We start from the raw sequence: 12,361 nt of genomic DNA, 5'->3' as shown, positions 1-12,361 counted from the left end.
CTGCATCACCGCGACGAGCATGACGTCTCGGGTCCGCAGGTACGGGGTGGGTGCCCTGGCGCTCGCCGCGATGGCGGGGCTGTGCGCAGCGACGCCGGCCACAGCCTCCTCCACCTTCACGGACACGCCAATACGCGCGGCGGCGGCCGAGACATCGTCTGGCGTCTCCTCCGAGGAGTTCGTGGAACGCGCTGAAGAGCGGGTGGCGGAGATGTCGGTCGCGGAGCAGGCATCGACGGTGGTCATGGGACACGTCGCGGGAACCGATCCGGCGGCCCTGCATGCCTACATGGCATCGGGGCTGGGCGGATTCATCCTCATGGGCGCCAACATCCCCGCGACGGAAGCGGAGCTGCAGGCTCTCACGGCCGCGCTCACCGTCGATCCCGCCCTTCCGCCGCTCATCGCCGTGGACCAGGAAGGCGGCTTCGTGTCTCGACTGCACGGCGACGGCTTCCCCGCTTCGCCCTCGCTGAAGGGGCTCCCGGTCGCGGAGACGTCGGCGGCGTTCTCCGCACGGGGCGCCCTGGTGGCACGCGCCGGGATCACGGTGAACTTCGGCACGGTGGCGGACTACACGTCCGATCCCGCTTCGTTCATCCACGGCCGGGCACTCGGAATCGACTCCGCGTGCGCCGCCGAGCGCGTCGCGGCGGCGACCACCGCACAGGAGCAGTTCGTCGCCTCGACGCTGAAGCACTTCCCCGGCCACGGCGCCGCGCCCGGCGACTCGCACCGGGCGATCCCGAGTTCCACGATGGGTCGGGAGGAATGGCGTGCCACGGAAGCCGTGCCTTTCGAGGCGGGCATCGACGCCGGGGCCTCCCTGCTCATGTACGGTCACCTCGCCTACACCGAGATCGACCCGCTTCCCGCGTCGCTCTCGCCGGTCTGGCACGACATCGCCAGAGAAGAGCTCGGCTTCACGGGGGTGGCGGTGACAGATGACCTGGGGATGCTGCTGTCGTCGGGAGACCCCGCCTATGCCGATCCGGTCGCGAACGGCGTGGCGGCGATCGCCGCAGGGAACGACCTGGTGCTGATGATCGCAGGTTCCGACGCGCAGACTGCCGGGGCGATGGCGGCAGGCATCGGGGCGGCGGTCGATGCGGGCGCGCTTCCGGCCGAGAGGCTCGAAGAAGCAGCGACGCGGGTGGTGGCGCTGCGCATGCAGATGGCTGCCGCGACGGCTCGATGGGCGACCTGCGACGACTGCGAGCCCGTCGGCTGACGCTCAGGCCGCCTCGCGGGCTCCCTCGCCGAGCCAGGCATCCAGCAGGGCCGACCGGAGTGCCGCACCACGGTCTGCGAATCCTCGCTGCCGGCGGACGTACTCGGCCTTGCCCTCCGGTGTCTCGATGGGCACGGGCACGATGCCCCAGGGCGAGAGGTCGTAGGGCGCGGCCTCCATGTCGAGGAGGCGGATGTCTCGGGCCAGCTCGAACGAATCGAGGAGCAGCTCACCCGGGATGAGGGGTCCCAGCTTGGTGGCCCACTTGTACAGATCCATGCCGGCGTGCAGGCAGCCCGGTTGCTCGAACAGCGGCTGCTCGTCCCTGCTCAACGAGGTGCGGTTGCGGGGCACGGCCTCGGGAGTGAAGAAGCGGAAGGCGTCGAAGTGGGTGCAGCGAAGGTCGTGGTTCTCGACCACAGCGTCGGTTCCATCCCGCCCGAGGCGCAACGGAACCGAGTGACGGGTCTCGTCCGCGCGGTACACCATGGCCCACTCGTGCAGTCCGAAGCATCCGAACTGTCCGGGACGCGACGCCGTGCGGCGGAGCATCCTCTCGATGAGCGATGCCAGCTCTGCCTTCTCCGTGCCGAAAGCCGCCGCATCGGGAACTGCGCTGTCCGCGCTGCTGCCTGTCGTGTACCACCGCCACTCGAGTCGCTCGACGGCCTCCGCGAGCTCGACACCGGCACCGGGGTGCCAGCGACGCAGCTGAGCCGGCTTGTACGAGTAGTAGGTGAAGAGGAAGTCCCACACCGGGTGCTTCTCGGCCCTGGTCGCCCTGTCACGGTGCGCGGCGGTGAGCTCGTCGGCACGTTCACGGTGCTTCTCTTCGCGGAGGAGCCACTGCTGGCGGGCGATGGGCATGTCAGTGCAGGATGCCGGCTTCGCCCAGCAGGTCGCGAAGGCCCGCGCCGTCCTCGGCACTAACCCAGGGGGCGGTGTCCTCGGAGTGCGGCTCGTGTCCGGCGCGCCCACCGGCGAGCACGGCCTCGGCAGGAAGCAGGCGACGGATGGCGACACCGGCGACGGAATCGGGGTACTCGTCCATGAACTGACTGTAGATGGCCTCGTCGTGCTGCCCGTCGTCGCCGATCAGGAGCCACTTCACGTGCGGGAACTCGGTCGCCAGTCTCCGCAGGTTGGTCAGCTTGTGTTCGCGGCCGCTGCGGAACCAGCGTTCATGCGTCGGTCCCCAGTCGGTCAGGAGCATGGAGCCGGCGGGGAAGAGATGGCGACCGAGGAAGCGCCACAGCGTGGGGGCGACGTTCCAGGCGCCGGTGGAGAGATACACCATGGGGGCGCCGGGGTGCTGTCGCAGCAACTGGTCGAGGAGCACGGCCATCCCGGGTACGGGGAGTCGGGCGTGCTCGTCGAGTACGAAGGAGTTCCAGAACGCGATGAACGGACGAGGCAGCGCCGTCACCATCACGGTGTCGTCGACATCGGAGACCACACCGAACGTGGTCTCCTCGGCGACGATGAACGCTCTCGCCTCCACGGGGGCTTGCCCCTCGACGGAGAAGGTGAAGGTCTGCCAGCCGGGTTCGAGGTCGACGCGGATCATGGCATCCACCACGCCACCGCGGTCGGCCGCCACCTGATGGGTGGTGTCACCGAAATGCACGCTGACGGATGCGAAGCCCACGGGGATGCCGACGAAGCTGCGCCACCCGCGTACACTCGCCGGCTCGCCGTGACGTGTGCGGCGCTGCGGGGGCACGATCAGCACACGTCCGACCACGCGCACCCACCCGGGGCCGCCGTAGCCGGGGAAGGGCAGGATCGTCGCGACACGACCACGACGGCGCGCACGACCTTCACGCCAGACGTGGAGGCGGTGTTCGAGTCGGGCGAACCAGTGGATCCGGGGGGCTGGGGGAGCCGATGCCATTGACTCAGTCTTTCACGTCGGCGTCGGCCTCCGCTTCGGGCCCCTCCAGGTGACGGGCCTCGAGGCGCTGCAGCAGCTTCTTTCCGAGGAACGCCAGGAGCAGGAACAGTGCGATGACGCCGACGAAGATGTAGCCCGCGAAGTGCACGCGATCGACGAGCTCGCGGAAGCTGCCGGCCGCGAGCGATGTGACGCTCACGTATGCGGTTGCCCAGAGCGCGCAGGCGGGAGCCGTCCACGCCAGGAACCTGCGGTACGGGTACTCGCTCATGCCGACGGTCAGGGGGACGAGCGAGTGCAGCACGGGGAGGAACCGGGAGAGGAAGATCGCGATGCCCCCTCGGCGCTCGAGGTAGTTCTCGGCGCGCACCCAGTTGTGCTCGCCGATCTTGCGCCCCAACCAGGACACGCGGATTCGTGGTCCGAGCCAGCGGCCCAGCCAGAAGCCGATGCTCTCGCCGATGAGGGCGCCGATCACGACGGCGACGCCCATCGCGATGCCCTCCAGGGGAGTGGCGACACCCATCGAGGCGATGATCACGATCGTGTCACCGGGGACGATGAGACCGATCAGGATGCTCGTCTCCAGCATCACGGCGAGCCCGGCGATGAGCGTGCGTGCGACCGGGTCGATCGACTGCACGGTGTCGAGGAGCCAGATCAGGAGGTCGTCCACCCCACGAGAATACGGGAGCCGCCCGGTCCTAGGCTGGCAAGGTGCCTGTACTGCTGAGCGCCAGACCCCTTCCCGAGTGGACGGAGCCGTCGTCGGTGTTCCCGATGCTCGAAACGGGGAACGCCGATGTCTTCTGGCTCGACGCCGGCGCGGATGCGACGACGGGATGGAGCTTCATCGGCACAGGGGAGCGTTCGACGCTTCCGCGCGACGTCCGCCTCGACGTCGCAGCCCCGACGCCGGGGCAGCCGCCGTTCACCGGGGGCTGGGTGGGCTGGCTCGACTACGAGAGCGGCGCCGCGGCTGCGGGGGCACCCGTGTCCCCTACGGGCGACGAGACAGATGGGGCATGGCTGAGCGCCGAGCGACTCATCGCCTTCGACCATTCGCACCGACGGGTCTGGGCGCTCAGCGCTGAGAGCGAACTGGAGAGCTGGGAAGCGGCGGTCACCGCGTACACGAGGGAGAGCCAGAACCGGCATCGGTTCCGCACGGCGACCGGGCCCCTGACGCGCGTCGCCGAAGCACGGCACGACCCGCGCGAGTACATCGCACTCATCGAACGCTGCCGAGAGCTCATCCGCGAGGGCATCGCCTACCAGCTGTGCTTGACCACCCGCTTCACTGTGTCCGGCACGCATGATGCCGTCGAGGTCTACGACCGCCTCCGCACCTCGACCCCCGCGCACCACGGGGGCTTCGTGCGGATCGGCGGACGCACCCTCTTGAGTGCGAGCCCGGAGCAGTTCCTCCACGCAGCGGGCGGCATCATCCGCACCAGACCCATCAAGGGCACCAGACCCCGAGGCGCCGAGCCCGTCGCAGACGCCGCGCTCGCCGCAGAACTGGCCACAGATCCCAAGGAACGTGCCGAGAACGTGATGATCGTCGACCTGATGCGCAATGACCTCTCACAGGTGTGCGCGGCGGGGAGCATCCGTGTCGAGGGACTCTGGGTGGTGGAGAGCTATCCCGCCGTGCATCAGCTGGTGAGCACGGTCAGCGGCGTCGCGGTCGAGGGGACGACAGTCGGGGATCTGCTCGGTGCGGCCTTCCCCGCGGGGAGCATGACCGGAGCCCCGAAGCTCTCCGCGATGACTAGCCTCCACGAGCTGGAGGGCGGGCCACGCGGCGTGTACGCCGGGTGCTTCGGATACGTCGGCGTCGACGGCGCCCTCGACCTGGCGATGGTGATCCGCAGCATCCTGATCGATGAGGAGCAGGCCGTCGTCGGTGCCGGCGGAGGAATCACCTGGGGGTCCGTCGCCACATCCGAGGTGGCCGAGGTCGCGACCAAGGCTCGGGCGCCGCTCGCCGCACTCGGCGCCGGAATGCCTGCCCTCTGGCGTTCCGATATCCTGAACTGATCCCGCTTTTTCCACCAGATTGGTCGTGCGTTCGTTGTCTGAGAACCTGTCCACCGCTCCTGCCGACGACGAGACCCCGTCGGCGCACGCCATCCAGAACAAGTGGCAGAAGTACTGGGCGGACAACGGCACGTTCCTCACGGGTGGCGATGACGACACCCGGCCGCGTCGGTACGTGCTCGCGATGTTCCCGTATCCCTCCGGTGACCTGCACATGGGACACGCGGAGAACTACCTCTACTCCGACATCGTGGCTCGGTTCTGGCGTCACCGCGGACACAACGTGCTGAACCCGATCGGCTGGGACTCCTTCGGTCTGCCGGCGGAGAACGCGGCGATCCGTCAGGGTGCCGATCCGCGTGAGTGGACCTACCAGAACATCGCGCAGCAGAAGGTCGGATTCGAGCAGTACGGCGTCTCGTTCGACTGGAGCCGCGTACTGCACACGTCCGACCCCGAGTACTACCGCTGGAACCAGTGGCTGTTCCTGAAGCTGTACGAGCGCGGCCTGGCGTATCGCAAGAAGAGCCCCGTCAACTGGTGCCCGAACGATCAGACGGTGCTCGCGAACGAGCAGGTCGTCGACGGGCGCTGCGAGCGCTGCGGCTACGAGGTCGTCAAGAAGAAGCTGACGCAGTGGTACTTCCGGATCACGGATTACGCGGATCGACTGCTGGACGACCTGAACCAGCTCGAGGGCTTCTGGCCGCACAAGGTGCTGCAGATGCAGCGCAACTGGATCGGCCGCTCGGTGGGAGCCGATGTCGACTTCCTCATCGAGGGGCGCGAGGAGCCGGTCACGGTGTTCTCGACGCGACCCGACACCCTGCACGGGGCCACGTTCTTCGTGGTCGCTCCGGATTCCGACCTGGCGGCGGAGCTCGCGGCCGGAGCGCCTGACGAGGTGCGTGAGCGTTTCCAGACGTATCTGGAGCAGGTGCAGAAGGAGACCGACATCGATCGGCAGTCCACGGACCGTCCGAAGACGGGTGTCTTCCTGGAGCGCTACGCGATCAACCCCGTCAACGGCGAGAAGTTGCCGGTGTGGGCGGCGGACTACGTGCTGGCCGACTACGGCCATGGCGCGGTCATGGCCGTGCCGGCGCACGACCAGCGCGACCTCGATTTCGCCCGAGCCTTCGACCTGCCGGTCAAAGTGGTCGTCGACACCACGGCTCCTGTCACGGGTGCGATGCCCGTGATCGAGGTCGATGACGAGGGCGTGCCGATCGACACCGGTGCGGCGCTCGAGGAGCAGAGTCCGGCCACCACCGGCATCGCGCTCACGGGTGAGGGTCGGATGATCAACTCCGGTGCGCTGAACGGGCTCTCCAAGCGCAATGCGATCGCGCGTGCGATCGAGCAGCTGGAGGCTTCCGGTACCGGTCGTGCCGCGAAGAACTACCGTCTGCGTGATTGGCTCATCTCCCGTCAGCGTTTCTGGGGTACCCCGATCCCGATGCTGCACGGCGAGGACGGCACGATCATCCCGGTTCCCGAGGACAAGCTCCCCGTGAAGCTGCCGAGTGTCGAAGGGCTGGACCTGAAGCCCAAGGGCACCTCGCCGCTGGGTGGTGCGGAGAACTGGGTGCGCACGACCGATCCCGAGACCGGCGACCCCGTGCTGCGCGACCCCGACACGATGGACACGTTCGTCGACAGCTCGTGGTACTTCCTGCGTTTCCTGTCGCCGAACAGCGAGACCGTCGCGTTCGACCCTGCTCAGGCGGCTCGTTGGGCGCCGGTCGACTCGTACATCGGCGGCGTGGAGCACGCGATCCTGCACCTGCTGTACGCGCGCTTCATCACGAAGGTCCTGTTCGACATGGGCCTGATCGACTTCACCGAGCCGTTCTCGAATCTCATCAACCAGGGCATGGTCCTGCTCGACGGACAGAAGATGTCCAAGAGCAAGGGCAACCTGGTGCTGTTCCAGGAAGAGCTCGACGCGCACGGTGCCGACGCGCTGCGTGTCGGCCTCGCTTTCGCCGGTCCTGTGGAGGACGACAAGGACTGGGCGGACGTCTCGACGACCGGTGCCCAGAAGTTCCTGGCGCGTGCCATGCGCATCGCGGGGGAGGTGTCGAGCCCGGTCGATGTGGTCTTCGACGGTGGTGACGCCGCTCTCCGCCGCGCGACGCACAAGCTCCTCTCCGAGGCGCCGGCGCTCGTCGAGCAGACGAAGTTCAACGTGCTGGTCGCGCGCCTGATGGAGCTGGTGAACGTCACGCGCAAGACGATCGACAGCGCCGCTGGTGCCGGCGACCCCGCCGTGCGCGAGGCCGCGGAGACGATCGCCGTGATGCTCGACCTCATCGCCCCGCACACCGCGGAGGAGATGTGGGAGATCCTCGGCCATGAGCCTTCCGTCGGGCTGGTGACCTGGCGCTCCGCCGATCCCGCACTGCTGATCGAGGACACCATCACCGCCGTCGTGCAGGTGGGCGGCAAGGTGCGTGCGCAGCTCGAGGTGTCCGCTCGGATCGGCGAGTCGGAGCTCGAGGCCCTGGCCCGGGCCGATGAGCGTGTGATCCGATCGATCGGTGACCGCGAGATCGTCAAGGTCGTCGTACGCGCACCGAAGATCGTGAGCTTCGTCGTCAAGGGCTGATCGTCTCTTCTCCACTGAGGAGGATCCACTCGGGTTGTCCACTGTGGGCGTCTACTGCGCACCACCGGGGGATCGTTGTCTCCTAGCGTGGCCGGATGGCTTCTCCCCAGGCACCTCTTCCGCACCGGCGCCGTCTGCGCCTGAGCGTGGGAGCGGCGGTGGTGCTGGCACTCGTCGTGCTGTCGGCTGCCGTCGGGGTCGGCATTCTGCGTGGTCAGTCTGCGCCTGTCGAAACCGTGTCACTCACGGACACCGGCACGGACACCGGCGCCGGAGCAGGTGCGAGCCCGGGGCCCTCGTCGACCGGTGAGCTGTACGTGCACGTGCTCGGCTCTGTCGAGAGGCCGGGGCTCTACGTGCTCGATCTCGACGCGCGAGTCGTCGATGCGGTGGCCGCTGCCGGCGGAACGACCACCGATGCGGACCTGAGCGCCGTAAACCTCGCACGGGTGGTCGAAGACGGGGAGCAGATCGTCGTGCCGGCGACAGGCGCGATGACGGATGCACCCGGCGGGGCGGCAGCGCCACCGGGCGACGCGCGGATAGATCTCAACACGGCGGATCAGACAGCACTCGAGACGCTTCCGCGTATCGGACCCGCGCTGGCGGAGCGGATCGTCGCCTGGAGAGAGGAGAACGGTCGCTTCGCCTCCATCGACGACCTTCTGGCCGTGCCCGGCATCGGCGAGAAGCTCCTCGAGGGACTGCGCGACGGGGTCAGGGTGTGAGAGCGCGCGATCTGCGCTTACTCCCTGTGGCGGCAGCCGTATGGGGTGCCGCGCTGCTGTGCGTGCTGTTGCCTGAACTCGCGTGGGTGTGTGCCGGCACGTGTACGGCAGCCGCGGCAGGTGTGCTGGTGTTCAGCCGCTCCGGGCTGCGAGCCAAGAACACTCAGCGCGCCGAGGCCGGTGTCACGATCGTCGTGCTGTCGGCGATGGCAGGTGCGGCCGTGTCCGTCGGGTTCGCTCTTCCCGCGCGGGATGAGGCCCGCGCATGGGGCGGGCGCGTCATCGAGTCGTCGGCCGAGGTCACCTCCTCGGCATCGCTCGGACGGGACGGGCGGCTGTGGTTCGAGGCGGCGGCTACGACACTCGGGCCGCCTGGCCGGGCAGCCCCTTCCACGGTCCCGGTCCGCGTCGGAGTGGACCCCGCCGACGGGTTCGATCTCGGTGCGCGGATACGGGTGGTGGGCGAGTCATCGATCACGGAGGCCGGGGAGCGCTCGGCTCTCGTGATCTTCGCGAGCGAGGCCGAGATCGTCGACCCCGCATCCGGTGTGTTCGCCGCGGCAGCCGCGATCAAGAGCACGTTCGTCGAGAGGGCGCTACGCCTGCCGGAGCCCGGAGCAGGCCTCCTGCCCGGCCTTGCGGTGGGCGACACCCGCGCGGTGACGACGGCCTTGAACGACGACATGCGCGCGAGTGGGCTCAGCCACCTCACCGCGGTCAGCGGTGCGAACTGCGCGATCGTCGTCGGCGCGATCTTCTGGCTCACGGCCCTCTGCGGGGGCGGCCGTTGGCTGCGCGCCCTGCTGTCGCTTGCGGGCCTGGCGGGTTTCGTCGTGCTGGTGACTCCGGAGCCGAGCGTCGTCCGGGCTGGGGTGATGGCAGCGGCGGGGATGCTGACCATCCTGTGCGGGAGGCCGAGCGCCGGGGCGGGAGTGCTCTCTCTGTGCGCGACGGGGATACTCGTCGCGGATCCGTGGCTGGCGGCGACGCCAGGATTCGCGCTGTCGGTCGTCGCCTCGGGGGCGTTGATCCTGCTCGCCCCGTCTCTCGCCCACGGGTTGAGACGAGCCGTGCCAGGACCCGTCGCGTTGGCTCTGGCGGTCCCGCTCGCCGCGCAGCTCGCGTGCGGCCCCATCATCGCGCTGTTCGCTGAGCAGCAGTCCCTGGTCGGAGTCGCTGCGAATCTGATAGCCGCGCCCGCGGCGCCGGTCGCGACGGTGATCGGACTCCTCGCGTGCCTGGCCGCACCGCTGCCCATGCTCGCCGATCTCCTTGCGGCCTCGGCGTGGCTCCCCGCTGCCTGGATCGCGACGACCGCCACCACCACGGCGGAGCTTCCGAGCGCGCAGGTCACCGTGCCGGCGGGCCTCGGCAGTGCGTTCCTGGTGGCTCTGCTGAGCGCGGCCATCGCCGCAGTCCTCATACGCGCCCCGAGCTCGACGGAGGCGACTCCAGCCGGGCGGATCTCTCGCTGGTTGAGGCGGGTTGCGGCACTGGTGCTCGTGGTGGTGCTCTCGCTCGCCGGATCACGTGTACTCCTCGATGGACCGCTGGCGACCGCGGCGGCTCCGGATGGCTGGGCGATCGCGGTGTGCGACGTCGGGCAGGGCGACGCGGTGCTCGTGCGCTCGGCAGGCCGGGTGGCGCTGATCGACACGGGGCCCGATCCGGATCTGCTGTCCACCTGTCTGCGGTCGCTCGGCATCGAGCACATCGATCTTCTGGTGCTCACGCACTTCGACCTCGATCACGTCGGCGGGACCGCAGCTGTGCAGGCGCGGGTGTCGACGGTCCTTCACGGTCCGATGGCTGATCCGCCCGATCGACGCCTCATCGACGACCTCGCCGATGAGGGAGCCGAGGTCGAGCAGGCATCGGCGGGACGGCGCGGCATGCTCGGCGATGCCGCCTGGCGCGTGCTCTGGCCGCCACGCCGGTCACCGGCGTTCCCCTCCGGCAACGACGCGAGCGTCGTGCTGGAAGTCGCCGGGGGAGGTGTGCCGCGCTCCCTCTACCTCGGCGATCTCTCCGCCGCACCACAGCGCGTGCTGCAGAGGACAGGAGGACTCGCTCCGTACGCGGTCGTGAAGGTGGCTCACCACGGCAGCGCGGATCAGGATCCGGAGCTGTATGGGCGGATCCGGCCGCGCGTGGCGTTGTTCAGCGTCGGAGCGGACAACGACTACGGGCACCCCCGCGCCGAGACGATCGATGCTCTGACCGACGCCGGTGCACGCGTGCTCCGTACCGACGTGCACGGGCGCATCCTGCTCGCACTCGATGACGGGGAGTTGCAGATCTGGACCGAGAAGACGCCACCGTGACGGCGGAGCCATGTTGGCGACCGCCGGTAGGCTGGTTCCATGGCAGCTTCGCGTACCCCTTCCCGCGGCGGCGCGAAGCCCACCAAGATCCCCCAGGTCTCCTGGCGCGAGCCGCGCCCGGCCCCGGTCGTGCTGGTCTCCGGTCCGGAAGAGGTCTGCGCCGAGCGGGCCATCGCCGGTGTGCGCGACTACCTCCGCGCCGAAGACCCTGCGCTCGAAGTCAGTGACGTACGCGCCGACGACTACGCACCAGGGACGCTCCTGTCGCTCACGTCGCCGTCCCTGTTCGGAGAACCGCGTCTGGTGCGCGTCTCCGGCGTGGAGAAGTGCTCGGATGCGTTCATCCAGGAGGCGGTGTCGTACCTCGACCACCCGCAGGAGGGGGCGACGGTCATTCTCCGGCACACCGGAGCCAGCGTGCGGGGCAAGAAGCTCCTCGACGCTCTTCGCGGTGGTTCCGGTGGCGGCATCGAGATCGCCTGCCCGGCGATCAAGCGCGACGGCGATCGGGTCGATTTCGCAGCCGGTGAGTTCCGCGCGGCGAAGAAGCGCATCGCTCCTCCGGCCTTGCGCGCCCTGGTTTCGGCGTTCGCCGACGACCTCACAGAGCTGGCCGCAGCCTGCCAGCAGCTCATCGGCGATGTCGACGGCGACATCACCGAGGAGGTCGTCACCAAGTACTACGGCGGACGAGTCGAGGTCTCGGCGTTCGTCGTGGCCGACACCGCGATCGCCGGCCGCTACGGCGAGGCGCTCATGGCCCTCCGCCACGCACTTTCCTCGGGGGCCGACCCGGTCCCGATGGTCGCAGCCTTCGCGATGAAGCTGCGCACCATGGCCCGCGTGGCCGGCAACCGCGAGCCGAGCCGTCAACTCGCGCAGCGCCTGGGGATGAAGGATTGGCAGGTCGACCGTGCCCGTCGCGATCTGGCGGGCTGGAACGAGCGCTCGCTCGGGATGGCGATCCAGGCCACGGCCAGAGCCGACGGCGAGGTGAAGGGTGCCGCGCGCGATCCGATCTTCGCCTTGGAGCGCATGGTGACGGTCATCGCCACACGACAGCCTTTCGGCGAATAGTCCATCGCCGGGTGCGCTCACCCCGAACACGAAGAAGGCCCGCCCCGATATCGGGACGGGCCTTTCTCAGAAGCGTCGGTTCAGAGGGAAGCGACCTGCTTGGCGAGAGCCGACTTGCGGTTCGACGCCTGGTTCTTGTGCAGGACACCCTTGCTGACGGCCTTGTCGAGCTTGACGGCGGCCTTCTTCAGGGCGGCCTCTGCGGCTGCCTTGTCGCCGGCGGAGACGGCCGTACGAGTGGTACGGATGACCGTCTTGAGCTCGCTCTTCACGGCCTTGTTGCGCTCGCGAGCCTTCTCGTTGGTCTTGTTGCGCTTGATCTGCGACTTGATGTTTGCCACGTGTGGACGCTTTCTGTACAGGAGTGTTCGGAATGCCGGCAGCAGAAGAGGGCTGCTGCACAGCGGTCGTGAGGGAAGAACCCACACGCAAGCCAAGAGTCGAGTCTACCAG

10 protein-coding genes are annotated in these 12,361 nt (G+C 68.7%); 6 read left to right on the top strand and 4 right to left on the bottom strand.

The window, feature by feature from the left end; all coding sequences use genetic code 11:
* The first annotated feature begins 19 nt into the window (after positions 1 to 19).
* Positions 20 to 1,231 (top strand): glycoside hydrolase family 3 N-terminal domain-containing protein, encoded by a 1,212-nt coding sequence (locus HDC31_RS10470; RefSeq protein WP_257022021.1) that lies wholly within the window; start codon positions 20 to 22, stop codon positions 1,229 to 1,231.
* A 3-nt stretch (positions 1,232 to 1,234) separates the two neighbouring features.
* Here the strand turns inward: HDC31_RS10470 and HDC31_RS10465 are convergent, their stop codons facing one another.
* From HDC31_RS10465 to HDC31_RS10455, 3 genes are read right to left on the bottom strand one after another with little or no spacing between them, the layout of a single operon-like run.
* Positions 1,235 to 2,098: a 3-methyladenine DNA glycosylase gene (locus tag HDC31_RS10465; RefSeq protein ID WP_113681545.1), complete on the bottom strand. Its 864-nt coding sequence runs from the start codon at positions 2,096 to 2,098 to the stop codon at positions 1,235 to 1,237.
* Position 2,099: 1 nt separating this feature from the next.
* Positions 2,100 to 3,125 (bottom strand): App1 family protein, encoded by a 1,026-nt coding sequence (locus HDC31_RS10460; RefSeq protein ID WP_061015441.1) that lies wholly within the window; start codon positions 3,123 to 3,125, stop codon positions 2,100 to 2,102.
* Positions 3,126 to 3,129: 4 nt separating this feature from the next.
* Complete coding sequence (locus HDC31_RS10455; RefSeq protein ID WP_046749215.1) at positions 3,130 to 3,801, bottom strand: DedA family protein; 672 nt, start codon at positions 3,799 to 3,801, stop codon at positions 3,130 to 3,132.
* A 41-nt stretch (positions 3,802 to 3,842) separates the two neighbouring features.
* Between HDC31_RS10455 and HDC31_RS10450 the strand changes: the two genes are divergently transcribed.
* The 5 genes from HDC31_RS10450 (at position 3,843) to holA (ending at position 11,908) form a co-directional block, all read left to right on the top strand.
* Entirely contained in the window at positions 3,843 to 5,168 is a 1,326-nt protein-coding gene (locus HDC31_RS10450) for an anthranilate synthase component I family protein (protein ID WP_258546488.1), read from the top strand.
* A gap of 34 nt (positions 5,169 to 5,202) precedes the next feature.
* Positions 5,203 to 7,779, top strand: coding sequence for a leucine--tRNA ligase (gene leuS, locus HDC31_RS10445; protein ID WP_058631417.1), 2,577 nt, complete (start codon positions 5,203 to 5,205; stop codon positions 7,777 to 7,779).
* A 95-nt stretch (positions 7,780 to 7,874) separates the two neighbouring features.
* Positions 7,875 to 8,507, top strand: a complete 633-nt coding sequence (locus HDC31_RS10440; RefSeq protein ID WP_058631395.1) for a ComEA family DNA-binding protein — start codon at positions 7,875 to 7,877, stop codon at positions 8,505 to 8,507.
* A gap of 26 nt (positions 8,508 to 8,533) precedes the next feature.
* Complete coding sequence (locus tag HDC31_RS10435; protein ID WP_308472272.1) at positions 8,534 to 10,831, top strand: ComEC/Rec2 family competence protein; 2,298 nt, start codon at positions 8,534 to 8,536, stop codon at positions 10,829 to 10,831.
* A 39-nt stretch (positions 10,832 to 10,870) separates the two neighbouring features.
* Positions 10,871 to 11,908, top strand: coding sequence for a DNA polymerase III subunit delta (gene holA / locus HDC31_RS10430; RefSeq protein ID WP_046749211.1), 1,038 nt, complete (start codon positions 10,871 to 10,873; stop codon positions 11,906 to 11,908).
* Positions 11,909 to 11,988: 80 nt separating this feature from the next.
* Here the strand turns inward: holA and rpsT are convergent, their stop codons facing one another.
* On the bottom strand, positions 11,989 to 12,249 hold the full coding sequence (gene rpsT / locus HDC31_RS10425) for a 30S ribosomal protein S20 (RefSeq protein ID WP_017830351.1): 261 nt from the start codon (positions 12,247 to 12,249) through the stop codon (positions 11,989 to 11,991).
* Positions 12,250 to 12,361: the final 112 nt, after the last annotated feature.

Origin of the sequence: Microbacterium sp. JAI119 (assembly GCF_013410135.1) — a bacterium.
GTDB classification, from domain to species: domain Bacteria; phylum Actinomycetota; class Actinomycetes; order Actinomycetales; family Microbacteriaceae; genus Microbacterium; species Microbacterium oxydans.
This window is presented reverse-complemented; position numbering and strand designations above follow the sequence as displayed.